The organism is Amycolatopsis sp. NPDC104775 (assembly GCF_055583325.1).
Window position 1 is genome coordinate 193,388 of record NZ_JBVJOE010000006.1, and the last position, 18,809, is coordinate 212,196.

13 protein-coding genes, 2 tRNA genes and 1 riboswitch are annotated in these 18,809 nt (G+C 67.4%); of the genes, 11 read left to right on the forward strand and 4 right to left on the reverse strand.

The annotated features are described in order from the left end of the window. Nucleotides 1–55 precede the first annotated feature (55 nt). The 7 genes from ACZ63D_RS27085 (at nucleotide 56) to ACZ63D_RS27115 (ending at nucleotide 11,400) form a co-directional block, all read left to right on the forward strand. Entirely contained in the window at nucleotides 56–3,388 is a 3,333-nt protein-coding gene (locus tag ACZ63D_RS27085; RefSeq protein WP_465357169.1) for a S8 family serine peptidase, read from the forward strand. A 261-nt stretch (nucleotides 3,389–3,649) separates the two neighbouring features. Continuing rightward, complete coding sequence (locus ACZ63D_RS27090; RefSeq protein ID WP_452075706.1) at nucleotides 3,650–4,690, forward strand: 3-isopropylmalate dehydrogenase; 1,041 nt, start codon at nucleotides 3,650–3,652, stop codon at nucleotides 4,688–4,690. A gap of 4 nt (nucleotides 4,691–4,694) precedes the next feature. After that, nucleotides 4,695–4,820, forward strand: a riboswitch (cobalamin riboswitch). 891 nt (nucleotides 4,821–5,711) lie between these two features. Further along, nucleotides 5,712–6,734: a FecCD family ABC transporter permease gene (locus tag ACZ63D_RS27095; protein ID WP_465357451.1), complete on the forward strand. Its 1,023-nt coding sequence runs from the start codon at nucleotides 5,712–5,714 to the stop codon at nucleotides 6,732–6,734. After that, entirely contained in the window at nucleotides 6,735–7,523 is a 789-nt protein-coding gene (locus ACZ63D_RS27100) for an ABC transporter ATP-binding protein (RefSeq protein ID WP_465357170.1), read from the forward strand. It abuts the gene before it with no gap. Between the two features lie 97 nt (nucleotides 7,524–7,620). Further along, entirely contained in the window at nucleotides 7,621–8,520 is a 900-nt protein-coding gene (locus ACZ63D_RS27105) for an ABC transporter substrate-binding protein (protein WP_465357171.1), read from the forward strand. A gap of 210 nt (nucleotides 8,521–8,730) precedes the next feature. Next, the gene (gene cimA / locus ACZ63D_RS27110; RefSeq protein WP_465357172.1) at nucleotides 8,731–10,401 is read left to right on the forward strand and encodes a citramalate synthase; all 1,671 of its coding nucleotides are present in this window, start codon (nucleotides 8,731–8,733) and stop codon (nucleotides 10,399–10,401) included. Nucleotides 10,402–10,629: 228 nt separating this feature from the next. Continuing rightward, complete coding sequence (locus ACZ63D_RS27115; RefSeq protein ID WP_465357173.1) at nucleotides 10,630–11,400, forward strand: fumarylacetoacetate hydrolase family protein; 771 nt, start codon at nucleotides 10,630–10,632, stop codon at nucleotides 11,398–11,400. 1,007 nt (nucleotides 11,401–12,407) lie between these two features. On the opposite strand, the gene ACZ63D_RS27120 is transcribed toward ACZ63D_RS27115, so the two are convergent. Beyond that, nucleotides 12,408–13,649 carry an FAD-dependent oxidoreductase gene (locus ACZ63D_RS27120; protein WP_465357174.1) on the reverse strand — a complete coding sequence of 414 codons (1,242 nt, stop codon included), beginning with the start codon at nucleotides 13,647–13,649 and terminating at the stop codon, nucleotides 12,408–12,410. A gap of 837 nt (nucleotides 13,650–14,486) precedes the next feature. Here ACZ63D_RS27120 and ACZ63D_RS27125 point away from each other — a divergent pair. The 3 genes from ACZ63D_RS27125 (at nucleotide 14,487) to ACZ63D_RS27135 (ending at nucleotide 15,519) form a co-directional block, all read left to right on the forward strand. Next, a complete protein-coding gene (locus ACZ63D_RS27125) occupies nucleotides 14,487–15,233 on the forward strand; it encodes an HAD family hydrolase (protein WP_465357452.1) in 747 nt (248 codons plus the stop codon). 49 nt (nucleotides 15,234–15,282) lie between these two features. Beyond that, nucleotides 15,283–15,354: transfer RNA gene (locus ACZ63D_RS27130), tRNA-Gln, on the forward strand. A 92-nt stretch (nucleotides 15,355–15,446) separates the two neighbouring features. Continuing rightward, nucleotides 15,447–15,519, forward strand: a tRNA-Glu gene (locus ACZ63D_RS27135). A 101-nt stretch (nucleotides 15,520–15,620) separates the two neighbouring features. Here the strand turns inward: ACZ63D_RS27135 and ACZ63D_RS27140 are convergent. Then, the gene (locus ACZ63D_RS27140; protein ID WP_465357175.1) at nucleotides 15,621–16,670 is read right to left on the reverse strand and encodes an FAD-dependent monooxygenase; all 1,050 of its coding nucleotides are present in this window, start codon (nucleotides 16,668–16,670) and stop codon (nucleotides 15,621–15,623) included. Nucleotides 16,671–16,715: 45 nt separating this feature from the next. On the opposite strand from ACZ63D_RS27140, the gene ACZ63D_RS27145 reads away from it, so the two are divergent. Then, the gene (locus tag ACZ63D_RS27145) at nucleotides 16,716–17,243 is read left to right on the forward strand and encodes a TetR family transcriptional regulator (RefSeq protein WP_465357176.1); all 528 of its coding nucleotides are present in this window, start codon (nucleotides 16,716–16,718) and stop codon (nucleotides 17,241–17,243) included. Here the strand turns inward: ACZ63D_RS27145 and ACZ63D_RS27150 are convergent. Both ACZ63D_RS27150 and ACZ63D_RS27155 read right to left on the reverse strand, forming a co-directional pair. Further along, nucleotides 17,240–17,740, reverse strand: coding sequence for a MarR family winged helix-turn-helix transcriptional regulator (locus tag ACZ63D_RS27150; RefSeq protein WP_465357177.1), 501 nt, complete (start codon nucleotides 17,738–17,740; stop codon nucleotides 17,240–17,242). The genes ACZ63D_RS27145 and ACZ63D_RS27150 overlap by 4 nt on opposite strands. A gap of 158 nt (nucleotides 17,741–17,898) precedes the next feature. After that, on the reverse strand, nucleotides 17,899–18,807 hold the full coding sequence (locus tag ACZ63D_RS27155) for a glycine betaine ABC transporter substrate-binding protein (RefSeq protein WP_465357178.1): 909 nt from the start codon (nucleotides 18,805–18,807) through the stop codon (nucleotides 17,899–17,901). Nucleotides 18,808–18,809 lie beyond the last annotated feature (2 nt).

Sequence of the window (18,809 nt, forward strand, 5' to 3'; positions counted from 1 at the left end):
GTGCGAAGGGGAGCGCGGGCAGGTTCGTGATCCGGGCCTCGAGAAGGGGTTACTCATGAGCAGAACCCGGTTGCCCGGGTGGGCTGCCCGCTCGGTGGTCGTGGGTTCCGCGGTAGTGCTGGCGGCCGCGGTCGCCGTGCCCGCGGCGTCCGCGCAGGGCGCGCCGCTTGCCGAGCCGGTCGCTCCGGCGAAGGTCGACGCGAGCAAGGTCGAGGGCAAGCTTTCGCCCCGGCTGAGCGCGGCGCAGGGGCAGATCACCGCGTTTGTCGAGCTGGCCAAGAAACCCGCGGTGGACGCGTTCAAGGAGGAGCAGGGCAAGGGCAAGGAGAAGGCCAAGCAGGCGGCGAAGGCGGCTAAAGCCGACGTCGCCGCGGCGGTCAGCTCCGTCGTCGGGCAGCTGCGGTCCGCGGACGCCGGCACGAAGCTGGTCACGCAGACGGCCAACGCGGTGCCCGGCGCTGTCGTCACCGCGGACGCGGCCAAGATCCGCGAGCTCGCGGAGCGGCCGGACGTCGCCTCGGTGCGCACGGTCGTGCCAAAGAACCGCACCAACGCCAGCGCCGAACAACTCACCAACACGCTTGCCAGCTGGCAAAAAACCGGCAAGTTCGGCGACAACATCCGCGTTGGCGTGATCGACGACGGCATCGACTACACCCACGCCGACTTCGGCGGTCCCGGCACTCCCGCGGCGTACCAGGCGGTCGACCGCACCAAGCCGTCGCCGCTGTTCCCGAGCGCCAAGGTGGTCGGCGGCACCGACCTCGTCGGCGACGACTACGACTCGGCGGGCAAGACCGGGTCGCCCACGCCGAAACCGGACCCCAACCCGATCGCGTGCGGCGAGCACGGCACGCACGTCGCGGGCACGATCGGCGGCTACGGCGTGAACGCCGACGGCAGCACGTTCACCGGCGATTACAAGAAGCTGAACAAGAAGACGCTCGACGCCATGCGGATCGGGCCGGGCACCGCGCCGAAGTCGCTGCTTTACGCGATCAAGGTATTCGGCTGCAAGGGTTCCACGAACGTCACGTCGCAGGCGCTGGACTGGGCGCTCGACCCGGACGGCGACGGCGACTTCACCGACCACCTCGACGTCGTGAACCTGTCGCTGGGCAGCGACTTCGGGGCGCCGGACGACCCGGACTCGCTGTTCGTGCGCAAGCTCGCGCAGAACAACGTGTTGCCGGTGATCTCGGCGGGCAACGGCGGCGACATCAACGACATCGCCGGTTCGCCGGGCAACACCCCGGAAGCGCTCACCGTGGCCAGCAGCCGCGACGCGGGCGAGCTGCGGGACGCTATCGAGGTCAAGACCCCGACCGCCGGGCAGCAGCCGGGCCAGTACAGCCAGGACTACACCGGCTACGACACGCTCGACCTCACCGCGCCGGTGGTCGCACTTTCGGCCGCCAACAACGCCGGTTGCGCCGCCTATTCGGCCGAGGACAAGGCGAAGGTCGCGGGCAAGATCGCGTGGCTGGAGTGGGACGACAACGACGCGACCCGGCCGTGCGGTTCCGCCGCTCGGGCCAACAACGCGCAGGCAGCGGGTGCCAAGGGCGTGCTGCTTTCGTCCACTGTGGAGCACTTCGGCGCGGGGATCGCGGGCAACGCGGCGGTTCCGATGTTCCAGCTCACCGGCAAGGCCACCCAGTCCGTGCGGGCGGGGCTGACCGCGGGCACGCTGACCGTGCGGCTGTACGGAGCCGGGCGGACCACGCTGCAGACCTATGATCAGTCCATTGTGGACACTCCGAGCTCGTTCACCTCGCGCGGCGGACGCGGTCCGTCGGTGAAGCCGGATATCGCCGCGCCTGGCGACACGATCACGTCGGCGTTCCGCGGCAGCGGCAACGAGCGTCTGGTCATCTCGGGCACGTCGATGGCCGCGCCGCACACGTCGGGCATCACGGCGCTGGTCCGTCAGGCGCACCCGGACTGGAGCGTCGAAGAGGTCAAGGCCGACGTCGTGGGCACCGCGGTGCACGACATCACTGACGGCGCTGGCCACACCTATGGCCCGCAGCGCGTCGGGGCCGGCCGGATCGACGCGAAAGCCGCGCTGGACAACCAGGTTCTCGCGTACGTGCAGGACGACCCGGGCGCGGTGAGCGTCACGTTCGGCACTGTCGAGGCGGCTGGACCGGTCACTTTGAGCAAGACGATCAAGGTGATCAACAAGGGCGTCAAGGCGGCCGAGTACTCGGTGGGCTACGAGGCGGTCAACAGCCTGCCCGGCGTTGAGTACACAGTGGACAAGAGCTCGGTGAAGCTGAACCCGCGCGGGGTCGTGACCGTGAAGGTGACGCTGAAGATCACCGACCCGAAGGCGCTGCGCAAGGTTCTCGACCCGACCATGGCGGCTTCGCAGGCCGGGCTCGCCCGCCAGTTCGTGGCCGACGCTTCGGGCCGGGTCGCGTTCACCCCGAAGAACGGCGCGACCGTTCCGCTGCGGGTGGCCGTGTACTCGTCGCCGAAGCCGGTTTCGGCGATCACCACCCCGGGCGGCGTGCGCTTCGGCGCGAACGCCGATCAGGCCGTGCTGAACCTCGGCGGCAAGGGCATCGACCAGGGCAGCGGCTCCCAGCGGTACCGCTCGCTGATCAGCGTGCTCGAACTGCAGGCCGAATCGCCGCAGCTGCCGGAATGCGACGCGCACGTCACGTCCGACTGCACCCTCAACCGCACCGCGAAGGGCGGCGACCTGCGCTACATCGGCGCGGCGTCGACGGCCCCGCTCGCCAAGGCGCAGGGGGAGCCGGAGAACGCGGTGCTGGCGTTCGGGATCACGACCTGGAGCGATTTCGCGAACCTCGGCAGCAACACGGTGCCGTTCGTGGACATCGACACCACCGGCGACGGCAAGCCCGACTTCGAAACCTTCGTGACGAAGGCGAAGGGGTCGGACGTGCTGCTCGTCAACACGGTGTCGCTGACCAAGCCGGGCAACCCGTCTGTGGACCTGCAGGCGATCAACGGGCAGCTCGGCGACGTCGACACCAACGTGTTCGACACGAACGTGATGGTGCTGCCGGTCAGCATCGCCGCGCTCGGCATCGACCCGAACGAGGCGTCGCACCGGATCAGCTACACGGTCGGCACCAGCGGGTACTACGTCGCGCCGGGTACCACGAACGGGTTGATCGACCAGGTCAGCACTCCGCTGTCGTTCGACGCGCTCGCACCGGCGTACTCGGCCCAGGGCGGCGGCGACGCGGCGCTGGGTTACGTCGCCAAGCCGGGCACGGCTCTGGTGGTCAACCGCAACAAGGCCGCCGTCGCCGGGGACAAGGCGAAGGGCCTGCTGGCGATCGAGCACCACAACGCGGCCGGGCAGCGCGCCTCGGTCGTGCGGATCGAATCGGAGGTCCCGCGCGGCTGATCTGTTCACCCTTTAAGGGGAACTTGAAGGGTGCCGCGGAAATAACCGCATAGCGGGACGCGGGGGCTTGCCCAGGCTGTCCGGCCTGGGCAAGCCCCCGTTTCCGTTCGCCCGAACGGGTGTCTCACCCTGTGGGAGGATGCGGCATAAGGGTGGTGCGGCTACGGCACCTTGTCTACGGCCGGTAACCTTCCGCTGCTGGCGTTTTTGTGCGAATGGGCCATCGGTGCGCCCGGTGGCCTGGGCTACGGAGGTGTGTGGATGCGGCTCGCGGTGATCCCAGGGGACGGGATCGGGCCCGAGGTGGTCTCCGAGGCGCTCAAGGTGCTCGGTGAAGTAGCACCGGCGGCGGAGATCACGAACTACGACCTCGGTGCCTCGCGGTGGCACGCCACCGGGGAGCTGCTCCCGGAGTCGGTGCTCGGCGAATTGCGCCAGCACGACGCGATTCTGCTCGGCGCGGTCGGCGACCCGACGGTGCCCAGCGGCATCCTCGAACGCGGCCTGCTGCTGCGGCTGCGGTTCGAGCTGGACCACCACGTGAACCTGCGCCCGGCGCGGCTGTACCCCGGCGTGCGCGGCCCGCTGGCCGACGCCGGTGACGTCGACATGGTCGTGGTGCGCGAAGGCACCGAAGGCCCGTACGCGGGCAACGGCGGTCTGCTGCGCAAGGACACCGAGCACGAGATCGCCACCGAGGTCAGCGTCAACACGGCCTTCGGCGTGCGGCGCGTGGTCGCGGACGCGTTCAACCGCGCCGAGGAGCGGCCGCGCAAGCACCTCACGCTCGTGCACAAGACCAACGTGCTGGAGCACGCGGGTTCGCTGTGGTCGCGGATCGTCGAAGAGGTGTCGCTGGAGCACCCGGACGTCACCGTCGCGTACTCGCACGTGGACGCCGCGACGATCCACATGGTCACCGACCCGTCGCGGTTCGACGTGATCGTCACCGACAACCTCTTCGGCGACATCATCACCGACCTCGCGGCCGCGGTGACCGGCGGCATCGGCCTCGCGGCCAGCGGCAACCTCGACATCACGCGCCGGAACCCGAGCATGTTCGAGCCGGTGCACGGCAGCGCGCCGGACATCGCCGGCCAGGGTCTCGCCGACCCGACCGCCGCGGTGCTGTCGGTGTCGCTCCTGCTGGACCACCTCGGCCAGAAGGAAGCGGCACGGCGCATCGAGGCCTCGGTGGCGTTCGATCTCGCCACGCGCGACCAGTCGTCGCCGGGCGCGACCCAGGCCATCGGCGACCGCCTCGCGGCGCTGGTCTCGTCCAACGTCCGTCAGGTCGGCTGACCGCCTGAGCTTTTCGGACCCCCGCCGCGGAAGCCGGTCGAAATCCGGCGCTGACCCGCAACGGTAGGCCTTCGGCCCCCTCACCGGAGCCGAAGGCGAGCCCGATACCGGCGGGGGTTCCTCGAACCTCGTCCCCTCCCGTCGTGGTCTGCGGGAGACGACACTCCCGCCGCCGGCGGCTGCCGTCTTTTGCGGGCCCAATGTCTCGATTGGGTCGTCGCCGGTGGTGTCTTCGCCTGAAGAACGTTCTGCTTGTCCCGGACCCGCGGTTGGCGGGGCCGGTGTTTCGCCGATTTTTGGCGATGGTGGGTCTGGTGGGGTTTCGCCTCCTGCTGCCAGGGGCGGGTCGTCTGGGGTTCTCGGGGGTGGCCGCCTTTCGCCGTTGAGTGGCGAGGGTGCTTCTTCGCCACCCCAGGATGGCGACTCGCTGTCGGATGGTTCGCCTGTTGATGAAGAGGGTGCTGCTGGCGGTTCGTCGTCGCGCGGCACCAGCGCTCCGGACGTTTCGCCGCTGAGCGGCAACGGTCAGTCGGCTGGTTCTTCCCCTAGGGGCGGTTCCTCGGCTCATTTGCCGTTCAGTGGCGAGAGTGGTTCTCTCGCATCGCCGTTGACTGGCGAGGGCGGTTCGAGTGAGTCGGCTGGTTCTCGTTCCCGTAGTGACGGCGCTCCGGGACATTCGCCACTGGGCGGCGAGGGTGGTTCGGGAGTTTCGCCATCCACTGGCGACGGCGGTCCGCGTGAATCGAGCCGACGGGCTGAACCTGCTGCGACCACGAATTCGCCATTTCGCGGCAACGCGATGCATCGCGGTGAGCCCTCGACCGACGAGGTGCAACCCGCGTACTCGACTAGCCGTGAGCTGACCAGCTCCGGCGCTCGCGTCGTCTCGCCGCTGGATGACCAAACCTCGCACGCTCGGCACGTTTCGCCGCGGATCGGCAAATCCCGGAACCAGGGTGTTGTGTCGCCGTTGAGTGGCGAAGCTCAGGTCGGGGGTGTTGCCGTTCAACGGCGAAGGCCATTGGCACCGGTGGTCATCGGGCTTGCGGTGGCGTTGCTCGGGTCAATCGTCATCGCGGTCGGGATCGGGACAGTGGCGGTGCCGGTCACTCACACGTGGGCCTTTCTCCGCGCTGGGTTGTTTGGCGGGACGATTGGCCCGGACGAGGTTGGGCAGTACCGGATCATCTGGGACCTCCGGCTTCCTCGTGTGCTGCTCGCGGTGGTCGTCGGCGCTGGGTTGGCGACCGTTGGCGTCGCCATTCAAGCGATGGTGCGTAACGCGCTCGCCGAGCCGTATGTGCTGGGGATTTCCTCGGGCGCATCCGTGGGAGCGACAGCGGTGACGTTGTTCGGCGTTTTCGCGTCGCTGGGGATCTACGCGTTGTCGGTCGGGGCGTTTGTGGCTGCGCTCGCCGCGACCCTGATCGTCTATCTCGTCGCCCGCACGCGGCAAGGGCTTACTCCGCTGCGTCTGGTTCTCACCGGAACAACGTTGTCTTACGGGTTTTTCGCGATCACCACAGTCATCGTCTTTCAGGCACCGAACGGCGAGGCCGCGCGGTCGGCGCTGTTCTGGCTTCTCGGCAGTCTCGCCGGAGCGAACTGGGGCACGCTGCCGATCGCCGCGATCGTGGTGGTCGGCGGTGTTTTGCTGCTGTTGGCGCTGGCCGGCCGGCTCAACGCGCTCGCGATGGGCGACGAGGCGGCGACGACTCTCGGCGTCGATGTCGGGAAGCTTCGGGTTCTCCTGTTCATCGTTTGTGCTGCTATGACGGGGGTTTTGGTCGCGGTGAGCGGAGCGATCGGGTTCGTCGGGCTGATTCTTCCGCATCTGGTGCGGCTGGTCGTCGGGGCCGACCATCGCCGGGTGCTCGCTGTGGCACCGCTCGCTGGTGCGGTTTTCCTGGTGTGGGTGGACGTCGCGGCGCGCGTGCTCGCCGCACCTGAGGAGTTGCCGATCGGGGTGCTTACCGCTGCGGTCGGGGTACCGGCGTTCTTGCTTTTGATGCGCCGTCGCTCCTACGTGTTCGGAGGTGCGTGAATGGACCTCTCGCTCAACGGCGTCAGCGTGACCGCGGCCGGTCGCAAGCTGGTCGACGACGTGACGCTCGAAGCTCGGCAAGGCCAATTCGTCGGATTGCTTGGCCCGAATGGCAGCGGAAAGTCGACGACTCTGCGCGCGGTCTGCCAAGTGCTCAAGCCGTCAGCCGGGGCGGTTCTGGTCGACGGTCAGCCGGTGGACGGCATGGCACCCCGAAAGAGGGCGCGCGCGATCGCCGCCGTCGCGCAGGAATCGCACGCGGAGTTCGACTTCACCGTCGCCGAAGTGGTAGCGATGGGTCGAATGCCGCATCACGGCCTGCTCGACCGGATGAGCGCGGCCGACCATCGGGTGTGCGCCGACGCGCTGGCTCAAGTCGGCCTGACGCACTTGGCTGACCGAGGCGTGCTCACCTTGTCCGGTGGCGAACGGCAACGCGTGCTGATCGCGCGCGCACTCGCGCAACAGCCCCAGATCCTGGTCCTTGACGAGCCCACCAACCATCTCGACATCCGGCACCAGCTCGAGGTTCTCGCGCTCGCCCGAACCAGCGGACCGACGGTGCTGGCCGCCCTGCACGACTTGAACCTGGCCGCCGCCGTGTGCGACGTGGTGCATGTGCTCGACGACGGCCGTCTCGTCGCGAGCGGGACCCCGGCCGAGGTGCTCACGCCCGCTTTGCTCGCCGACGTGTTCGGGGTGCGCGGCCATGTGGTGCCTCATCCCGCCACCGGGCGTCCGCAGTTGTTGTTCGACCGGCTCGAGTCCCAGGAGGACAGTCATGCATAGGACAGTCGCGTTGCTCGTGACGGTCGCCCTCGTCGCCACTGGATGTGGCGCTCAAGTGTCCGGAGGGGATGCTGGGGCCGCCCCTGCCGGGTTTCCCGTGACGGTGACCAACTGCGGTTCGTCGCTGACCGTGTCTCAGCCTCCTTCCCGGGTCGTGACGAATGACATCGGCATCACCGAGCTGATGTTCGCGCTCGGCCTGGGCGACCGGATGGCCGGTTACGTGGTCGACAAAGGACAATCCGGAGGCGTCGCGTCGTCGCCCTGGAAAGCCGATTTCGCCAAGGTGCCCAAGCTCGCGGAGAAGATCAACCGTGAGGTAGTGCAGGGCGCGGGCGCGGATCTCGTGTTCGCGGGCTGGGGCTACGGCTTCTCGGAAGCAACCGGATTCACTCCGGATTCTCTCGCGAAGCTGGGCATCTCCAGCTACTTGCTCACCGAGGCGTGCCGTAATGGCAATGGCAAGCAGCGGGGCATCATGAGGCCGCTCGACGCGCTGTACACAGATGTGCGCAATCTGGGGAAAATCTTTGGAATCAGTGATCGTGCAGAACGTTTGATCGAAGAGTACCGCGCACGGGTCGCCGCTGTCACGGACGCGGAGCCGGCCGGGCGGCCGAAGCCCAAGGTGTTTCTGTACGACGACGGCCGCGACCAGCCATTCACCTCCGGCCGCAACGCGGGTCCGGACGAAATCATCACCAAATCGGGTGGTGCCAACATCTTCGCGGACCTGAACGACAGCTGGACCACTGTCAGCTGGGAAGCCGTGATCCAGCGCGCGCCGGACGTCATCCTCATCAACGACTACGGCGGCGAGGTCGGCAGCGTGGCCGACAAGGAGAACTTCCTCCGCTCGCGTCCGGGCCTGCGTGACATCCCGGCGGTGAAGCAGGGGCGCTTCTTCGCGCTCCCGTACGCGGCTTTGGTGGAGGGGCCGCGAAATGCCGCCGCAGTGGAAGAATTCGGCCGCTACCTGGCGAATCTGCCTCGCTGACGGCTCTCAGAAGGTGGGACGCTTCGCCCGGCGTTTGGAAGCCGGGCGAAGCTGTGGCATGATGGCCGACATGACCGCCATCTCCGTCATTATTGCCTTGCGCGCCGGATAGACGCTCCACAAGAGCTACCGGCGCGCAACCTCTCGCACCCATGCGGGAGGTTTTTTTGTTGCCTGGACCAGGTTCTGCCCCGCCACAAGGAGTACACCGTGACCCGCACGGAGCCCGCTGGCACGCCGCTCGGCGATGCCTTCCACCTCTACGACACCACTTTGCGCGACGGTGCTCAGCGCGAAGGAATCACCTACTCCGTCACGGACAAACTGGCCGTCGCGCGGTTGTTGGACGAGCTGGGTGTCGGGTTCATCGAGGGTGGCTGGCCGGGTGCGCTGCCGAAGGACACGGAGTTCTTTTCCCGTGCGGCAAGGGGCGAATTGCCGCTCAAGCACGCCGCGCTCGTCGCGTTCGGGTCCACGCGCAAGGCGGGAACCTCGGCCGACAAAGATCCGCAGGTCCGTGCCCTCCTGGATTCGGAAGCCCCGGTCGTCACCTTGGTGGCCAAATCGGACCTTCGGCACATCGAGCGGGCGCTGCGGGTGGATGTCGACGAGGCATGTGCGATGGTGCGTGACACGGTCGCTTTCCTCGTTGGCGAGGGGCGTCGAGTTTTCCTTGACGCGGAACACTTTTTTGACGGTTTTGCTTTCTCTCCCGACACTTCGCTGCGGGTGCTCGACGCCGCGGCGCACGCTGGTGCGGACGTTCTCGTGCTGTGTGACACCAACGGGGGACAGCTGCCGTTGGGACTTGCCGAAACCGTAGGAAAGATTAAGGAAAAGACCGGATTCCGGCTTGGAATCCATTGCCAAGATGACACTTCCTGTGCCGTGGCGAATTCTGTCGCCGCGGTGCAGGCCGGCGCGACGCACGTGCAGTGCACCGCGAACGGCTACGGGGAACGGGCAGGCAACGCCGACCTGTTCGCCGTAGCGGGAAACCTCGTGACCAAGCTCGGAATGGACGTCCTCCCGACCGGAGGAGCCGCCGAGCTCACTCGCGTCTCCCATGCCCTGGCCGAAATCGCCAACCTCGCACCCGACACCCACCAGGCTTACGTCGGGTCGTCCGCTTTCGCCCACAAGGCGGGGCTGCACGCGAGCGCGATCAAGGTGGATCCGTTGCTGTACAACCACATCGATCCGTCTTCCGTCGGCAACCGCATGCGAGTACTGGTCACGGAGATGGCCGGCAGGGCCAGTCTCGAGCTCAAGGGACGTGAACTCGGGGTCGACCTTGCCGGCCGGCCCGACGCACTCACGAACGCGGTGCGGAAGGTGAAGGAACTCGAATCGGAAGGCTGGTCGTTCGAGGCGGCTGATGCGTCGCTGGGGCTGCTGCTGCGTCGCGAGGTCGAGGAGGTTTCCGGTGAGAAGCCGGAGCCGCCGCCCTTCGAGCTCGAGTCGTACCGGGTGGTGCTGGACCACCGCCCGGACGGCGAAGTCGTTTCCGAGGCGACGGTGAAGGTGCGCGTCGCGGGCGAACGGGTCATCGCGACCGCGGAGGGAAACGGCCCGGTGCACGCTCTCGATGCGGCACTGCGCCGGGCGTTGACGCCGTATCTGTCCTGGTTGGACAGCCTGGAGCTGGCCGATTACAAGGTACGGATCCTTCCGTCGCATCCCGGGGCGGACGCCGTCACGCGGGTGCTTGTCGAAACTAGTGACGGCGAACACGAATGGACGACGGTGGGCGTGCACGGCAACATCGTCGAGGCGAGCTGGCTCGCGTTGTGCGACGCGCTGGTCCATAAGAGCCTGACGGTCGCTTCGGGGCGGGAGCAAGCGGTGCCTGAGCTGGGGGTGGCTGCTGTGGGCGGGTGATTCGGACGTTTCGTGTCCGACGGTTCCTCGTGCAGGTAGCGCGGGTCACAAACGGATCGTTGGTGGTCGTTCGCGCTGGCGAGTGGTCGTTTCTTGCTGGGCGGGAGTCGCTTCGCGTCAGTGAAGTGACGGCCGGTGTGAGGGTCTTTTCGCGCGGAATGGAGCGAGGGGGACTCTCGCGCACGCTCGGGGTGCGCGACAGTCGGTGGGGGTACGTAGACTGGTGGCGTGCGTCTAGCTCGTATTGCTCATCCCAGTGGTGTCGCGTTCGCTTCGATCGAGGGGGACGGCGACGATGCCCAGGTCCTGGAGATCGCGGAACACCCGTTCGGCCAGCCGAACTTCACCGGCAAACGCTGGCCGCTGGCCGACGTCCGGCTGCTCGCGCCGATCCTGCCGTCGAAGGTGATCGCCGTCGGCCGGAACTATGCGAAGCACGCGGCGGAGTTGGGCAACGAGGTGCCGTCCGCGCCGATGCTGTTCATCAAGCCGTCCACGACGGTGGTCGGGCCGAACGCTGCGATCCGCCGGCCGTCGGACGTTGGCCGCGTCGACTTCGAAGGCGAACTCGCGGTTGTCATCGGACAGCCGGTCAAGAACGTGCCTGCGGCCCGCGCGGCCAGCGCGATTCTCGGCTACACGGTCGCGAACGACGTGAGCGCGCGCGACTTGCAGAAGTCCGACGGCCAGTGGGGCCGGGCGAAGGGGTTCGACACCTTCTGCCCGCTCGGTCCGTGGATCGAGACGTCGCTCGACCCGTCCGACCTGGCGCTCCGCAGCGAGGTCGACGGCGAACTGAAGCAGGACGGCCGGACTTCGGACCTCGTGCACAAGGTGCCGGAACTGGTCGAGTTCGTGTCGCGGGTGATGACGCTTCTGCCTGGCGACGTGATCCTCACCGGTACGCCGGAAGGGGTCGGTCCGATCGTCGACGGGCAGTCGGTATCCATCACGATCGATGGCATCGGGACCCTGACGAATCCGGTGCAGGACCTCTGAGCTGGTCGTCGCCGTTTGGGGTGACGGTGGCTTGGCGGGTTGGTTCGGGAGTTGCCGTTTAGTGGCGAATCCCTGGTCGGGGCTGGTTTTCTGGCCGTCGGGGATGCTGTGGTGGCTCGGGCTGTTGCCGTTGGGCGGCTAGCGGGTGGTGCCTGCCGGTGGTGATGGGCGGGCGGTGCTGTTGCCGTTCAGCGGCGAATGGTGGCTGGTGTCTCGGTTGGCGGGGCGGACGCTGTTGCCGTGGAGTGGCGAAAGATGACTTTGGCACTTGGTTGGTGGGCAGAGGATGTTGTCGCCACTGAGTGGCGAGAGGTGACTGGCGTTCGCGTTGGTGAGCTGCCGATGTTGTTGCCGCTTGGTGGCGAGAGGTGATTGGTGCTCGCGTTGGCGAGTAGTGGGTGCTGTTGCCGGTGAGTGGCGACAGGGGGTTGGCCGCTCGGGTCGGTGGCGTCGGACGCTGTCGCCGGTGGGTGGCGAATCGCGGTTGACGCTCGGTTGGCGAGTGGTCGACGATTTCGCCGCGGGACGGCGATAGGCGGTTGGTGACTGGTGCTCGGGTTGGTGAGTAGTCGGCGGTAGGTGGCGAGGGCGCTGCTGACAGTTGGCTGGCGAGCCAATGGGGTTGTTGCCGTTTAGTGGCGACAGGGTGGCTGGCGCTCGGGTCGTGGCGATCCTGTGAAGATCGCTGGTCGGGTTCTGCGCGGGCGCTCGGCGGGTGGTCCGTGGTGTTGCCGGTGAGCGGCTGGGGCGCTGGCTGCGGAGCGGTGCGGAGATTGGCCGTTCAGTGGCGAGAGGCGTCGGCTGTTGGGGAAGCGAATCGGCGTGGGTGGTTCGCGGTTGCCGGTTGAGGGCGAATTGAGGGTTGTCGGGGTCGGCGGTGTTGTTGCCGGGTGAAGGCGAAAACTCGGTGAGGTGATTGGCCTTGGCCCACCGGCTGGTGTTTGCCGGTGGGCGGTGGTGTGCGGGGCCGGACCGCGGGGGGCTGGCGTTGCTGTTTAGTGGCCGGGTTAGCGGCTTGCCGGTTCTGCGGGGCGGCGGGCGAAGGCTGGGGCGGATTCCCGGCGGATGCCTACGCCGATGAGGTAGGCCGGGACATGGGAGAGTTTCGGGAAGCGCTTGAGGATCGCGATCAACAGGGGCGGGGGGCCGTCGGCGCGGCCGGTCATTACTGGGCCCATTACGCGGCGGTGGAGAAGGCGTTGCAGGCCTTGGACGGCGACGGTCGGCAGGAGACGACGGCGGCGGACGGCGGCGAGGTCCTTTTCGGTCGGTTTGCCTCGGAGGAGAGGGTCGGCCAGTAGCCGCGCGGTGGCGACGGCGTCTTGTACTGCCAGGTTGATTCCGACGCCTCCTACTGGAGACATCGCGTGGGCGGCGTCGCCGATGCACAGCAGGCCGTCGACGTGCCAGCGGCGGCGTAGGCGGTTGAGGCGGACGTTCAAGAACTTGAGGTCCTCCATGGACTTCAGTTCGTGCACTCGGTCGGCGAATTCCGGGCAGACCTCGGTGACGTCGTGGCGGAAGCTTTCGATGCCGGCGTCGTTCAGGTCTTTGCCCTTCGGCGTCAAGTAGGCAATCTGGTAGTAGCCCTTGCGGGGCAACGGCACTGCGAAGCGGCGGTTGCGCATCCGCGGCGTCAGAGCGGCTTCTCGTTCTTCGGGCTTGCGAGAAAGACGGAACCACCAGGCGTCGAACGGGGTGTAGTACTCGTGCGGAGTGAGGCCGGCCGAGCGGCGGGTCAGGGACCAGCGGCCGTCGGCGGCGATTACCAGGTTGGCTTTGAGTTCGCCTTCGGTGCCGTCGGCGGTGCGGTAGCGGATGCCGGTCACTTGGCGGCCGGAGCGCAGCAGACCGGTCATTTCGGTTTCCAGGCGGAGGGTGAAGGTCGGCTCCTTCTGCGCTGTCTCGGCGAGCAGGTCCAGGAAATCCCATTGGGGGACCATCGCGACGTAGGGGCGGGGGACTTTCAGCAGGGACATGTCGGCGATGGTCAGCGGGGTGCCGTCGGGGGTGGGGAGTCCTACGGCGGTCAGCTTGGTGTGCGGCAGGGCTTCGAATTTCTCGCCTAGGCCCAGCTCGTCCAGGAGCGTGAGGGTGGACGGGTGGACGGTGTCGCCGCGGAAATCGCGGAGGAAGTCCGCGTGCTTCTCCAGCACTGTCACCTCTACGCCCGCTCGGGCCAGGAGCAGGCCCGCCACCATGCCTGCCGGTCCGCCGCCGACGATTACGCAGCTCGTGTGCTCGGTCATCTCCCCAGCTCCTTCTTATTCATCGTCTGTTGAATAAGGTGAGGATGCACCTTGGGAGGAGGGTGCGTCAAGTCGGCTGATGGGGGTGGTGGAGGAGGCGGTGGGCGAGTGTTGCGGGAGGGGGCTTGCCTGGTGGGCGATGGTGCTGAGGGGTGGTGGGAGTCGTTGGTGCGCGAGGAGTCAGGAGGGGTGAGGGATCGTGAGAGGGAGTGCCCGCTGGGGACTGGGGCGGGGATTGCGGGGCTGTCGCCAGGAGTGGGAAGTGTGACTGGCTGGTGCCGATAGCGGAGTTGAGGTTGCCGCACGGGGGCCAGAATGTGGGGAATTTGCGCAATAGTGTGCGGTTCACGTATGTGGATCTCGGGCGGGTATGACGGGGACGCGTCATCTGGCCGGAAAGTGCGCAGCGGTGGCATTTTCCGGAAAGGATTTCGGGCGGTTGGTTCGGTGGCGGAACTTATGCGTGGTTGTTGTTGCTTCGGGACAGTGGGGCTGGGGTGGTGCGGGAAAAGGGTTGGGGCGTAAGGGTTTCTCGGCGGGAGCGGCCAGCGGTAGCGGGGTGGGGTCGTTTGGAATGGGGGAGCGTGGAGTAAGGGTCTTTCACCCGCTCGGCCCTCTGGAGCGGTGGTGAATGTCACGGGATGGAAACTTCGCGCACCGGCAGTAGAGCCGGTCAGCGGCAACGGCTGAGGCGTAATCACCTTTTTGGCCGCGTTGCGAACGCGGCGAGTGCCCTAGCCTCACGGGGTGGATTTCGCCCCGGCCGCTCTGTCGCGTGCTCGTACTGCCCCGCCGGCCGCTGCCGGCCGCGAGCCGTGGGTGCCTCCTGAGGTGAGTCTGGTTTGCCTCGACATCGATGACACGTTGATCGACTGCACCGCCGCGATTCGCCGCACCCTGCACGCGCTCACCGGCCGGGACGATCTTTGGCCGTTGTGGGATTTGATCACCGAAGAGCACGTCGCGCTCGGGGTCGCCGGGAAGCTCGGTTACGACGTTCTGCACCACCGGCGCACCGAATGTTTTCTCGCCGAGTTGGGGATCTTGGCGGACTCCGCGCAAGTGAGCGCGTTCGAGGCGCGCCGACGGGAGATTCTGGCGCGGTCCTGGCGATTGTTCGACGATGTTCTTCCTTGTCTGGAATGGCTGCGCGCCGCGGGGCTGCGGCTGGCCGCCGTGACGAACGCCTCAGGGGTTCATCAGCGGCAGAAAATCGCGGATCTCGGGCTCGCTCCCTTTTTCGACCACGTCGCGATCGCGGGCGAGGTCGGGGTCGCTAAACCCGATCCAGTGATGTTCCACTCGGTCTGCCTGGCGCTGGACTGCCCGCCGGAGCGGGCGGTGCACATCGGGGACAAGCTCGACACCGACGCGATCGGCGCGTTCGACGCCGGGCTCGGCGCGGTCTGGCTCGACCGCGACGGGACCAGCCGCACCGGCGAGCGGGCTCCGGAGGGGGTGCACACCGTGACCGGGCTCGACGAGCTTCCTGAGCTGCTGGTTTCGGAGTACGCGACGGTCGGCGTGCCCGCTCCGCGCGCGGCGGGGACCCCCGCTGCGACGGTCCGCGGCGGGATGTTCTAGTATTTCTTCTCGTGCGGCACTGACCTGGGCAACCGGGAAAGTACCTCACTGGGGTATGGTGTAATTGGCAGCACGACTGGTTCTGGTCCAGTTAGTCTAGGTTCGAGTCCTGGTACCCCAGCTGCTGGAGAGGACCCCCTCTCGGAAGTGCGAAAATCGCTTCTGGTAAGTTCTCTCTCGCAAGAAAAGCCCCGGAAACGGGGAAGTTCCTAAGCCCCCGTCGTCTAGCGGCCTAGGACGCCGGCCTCTCACGCCGGTAGCGTGGGTTCGAATCCCATCGGGGGTACAGCCAGCCCGGTTGATCAGATCACGATCAACCGGGCTTTGTTGTATGCGCCGGAAAAACCGGGGATCGAGAACATGGCCGCGCGGAAGCGGCGGGAAAGATCACTCTGCCTGCGCGCCGCCGAACATCGCGGCCGCCGAGCGGCCATTCGCCTGGTTTTCGGCCACATACGGACGGAGTTCGGCCTCGTACTTGGCGAAGGCCTCCGGGTACGTCGCCTCCGCCAGATGACGGGCCAGCGAACGCGCGCCGAGCAGGGCCTGCGAGGTGCCCATGCCCGCGGTGGGAGCGGCGCAGTAACCGGCGTCTCCCAGCAGGGCGATCCGGCCGGTCGACCAGCGGTCCAAATGCACCTGAGTGCTTGAGCTGAAGTAGAAATCCTCAGCTTCCGACATCGCTTCCAGCAGGCGCGGAGTGTGCCAAGCGTCACCGGCGAAGGCGGCGCGAGTCGCTGCTTCTTGTTCGGCCCGGGGGAGACGGTCCAGGGCTCCGGAAGGAGTTCCGAAGGACAGGCTCACGGTGAGACGGTCCGGATCCGCTGAGCTGAACAGGTAGACCGCGGTGCCGTTGACGGCGCGGAGGAGTCCGCTGTGGTCCAGGCCCAGGAAGTTGGGCATGGTGAAGCCCGCGCCGGACAAGCCCAGGTGCCGCAACACCGCGGAGTGCGGGGCGAAGGCCAGCTGGCGAACCTTCGAGTACACGCCGTCGGCACCGAAAACCAGGTCGTACGTCTCCGTGGAGCCGTCGGTCAGTTCAGCGGTCACGCCGCCCTCAGTGTGCGTCAGCGACGTGATCGAGGTGCCGAAGCGGTACTCGACATGATCGGCAGTCAGGGCGTACAGCAGCTCGTTCAGGACGTGCTTCGGCGCCTCCAGTTCGCCTGCGAAAGCTTCGGCGGGGAGGACATCTACCTGGACGCCGTCGTGGTCGACGATCGCGGTTCCGGTCATTTTCGTGTCGTGCCGGCGGACGTCGTCGAGGATGCCCAGCTCGGAGAGGACCTCGAAGGCAGCGCCGCGGAAATCGACGGCGTAGCCGGTGTGCCGGAGGGCGGGGGCGCGCTCGACGAGGGTCACGCGGTGGCCGGAGCGGGTGAGGAACTCGGCGAGGGCAGTGCCGGCCACGCCGGCTCCGGAGATCAGCACGTTCATGGAGGGACCGTAACGCGGGTTTGTCCATTTGGTCAAACCATATGGATGAACCATCTGGACAAGGCTTCGGCTAAGCTGCCCGGCATGGGCAATCGCGAGGATCTGCTGGCCGGGGCGAAGCGCTGCTTGATCGAGCGGGGCTGGGGCAATACGACGGTGCGCGACATCGCGGCGGCGGCGGGCGTCAGTCACGCGGCGATCGGCTACCACTTCGGATCGCGGGACGCGTTGCTGACGCAGGCGTTGGTCGCGGCGGTCGACGAACTGGGCGGGCAGGTCGCGGATTCGTCGTTCGACCTGACCGAAGAGGGGCTCAAGCGGCTGATCGGCAGCTTCGGCGAGCACCGGGCGTTGTGGGTGGCGCAGCTCGAGGCGATCGTGCAGGCGGAGCGTTCACCGGACGTGCGGCGGCATCTCGTACAGGGGTTGCGGGAGGCCCGGGCTGGCGTCGGCGGGGCGGTGCAGAGCGCGCTGGTGATCGGGCTGATGGTGCAGTGGCTGCTCGATCCGGAGGAGGCGCCGTCGGCGAAAGAAGTGACCGACGGGATTCGCGCGGTCGCGGCGGAAAGCTAGACCCAGGCCGCGTCGGCCGGGCTTCCGGCGGGCGGTTCTCCGCCGGCTTCGGCGAACGCGGTCAGCGCGTCGACCAGGCCGCGGCGGGCCGATTCGGGCATTTTCTCCACAATGGCGGCGATTTCGCGACGCCGCCGCTGGGTGACGACGCGGACGATGCGGTCGCCTTCGCGGGTGAGTTCGATGACGACCTCGCGTCGCGACGACGGATTGCCCAGCCGGGCGACCAAAGCGACCGCGACCAGGCGGTCGATCATCCGGCTCGCGGTGGAAGGCGTTACGCCGAGGTGTTCGGCGAGCGCGGCCTGTTTGAGCGGGCCGCGGGAATGCAGCACCACCAGCAGCCGGAATTGCGGCATCGTGATGAGGTCTCCCGCGGAGGCGATGGACCGCGCGGACACGGCGACAAGCAGCCGAGAAGCAGTGAGCACGGCTTCGGTGACCGCGTCGACGTCGTCGGGTCCGTCGGTGCGGGCAGGGATCGGCGCGCGAGACATGCGTCCAGTGTGCCGTATCGCGCGGCGGATTCCGTTCGATAACGGTGCTGGGCAACGAATCAGGCGGAATCGGGCCTAGCCAGCTGCCCCCCGAGGGTGAAAAAAGAAACGGCCCCGCCGTCCCGGCGAGCGGGAGGCGGGGCCATCGCGGCGCTGGCTCAGAGACCGGCGAAAGCCTGGTCCACGAACTGCTTGTGCTGATCCGCCCACTGTTTGGCGGCGGTCTTTTCCTGGCCCTTCGGGGCCTTCTGGATCGCGTCCTCGAGCGAACCGAGGTCCTCGTCCGACATCTTCAGCTTCTTGGCCACGCCGGCGAGCGCCGGGAAGTCCTTTTCGAAGCCCTTGCGGCCCAGCGCGTGGATCTGCTCGCCCTTGCCCATCGCGCCCTTCGGGTCCTTGAGATCCTTGAGCTGGTAGCGCGAGTACGCCCAGTGCGGGTGCCACAGCGTCACGACGATCGGCTTCTTCGCCTTGATCGAGCTGTCGAGCGCGGCCAGCATCGCGGTGGTCGACGAGTTCTGCAGGGTCATCGCGCCGTCGAGGCCGTACTGCGGGATCGCGTCCTTCTGCACGATGCCCGTCTCGCCCGCGCTCGCTTCGATGCCGGTGATCTTGCCGCCGAACATGCTCGCCTTGTCCTTGAGGTCGGCGATGCTGTTGACGTCGCTCACGTAATCCGGCACCGCGAGGTTGAGGGTCGCGTTGTCGTACCAGACGCCGAGGTCTTCGAGCTGGTTTTTGTACTGGTCCCAGTATTGCTTGTGCGTCGCGGGCAGCCACGAGTCGAGGAAGAGGTCGACGTCGCCCTTCGCGAGACCCGCGTAGATCGGGCCGACGTCGAGCATCTGCGTCTTGACCTTGTAGCCCTTTTCCTCCAGCACCGCCTGGTACAGGTTGGTGAGGGCGACGTCCTCGTCCCAGTTGATGTAGCCGATGGTGACGCTCTTGGCTTCCTGGCTGTTGCCCGACTGGGACTCCCGGCCGCCGCACGCCGCGGTGAGGCCGACCAGGGCCGTGACGGCGGCGCCGACGGCGAGGATCCGGCCGAAGCGTTTCGATGTGCGCACTC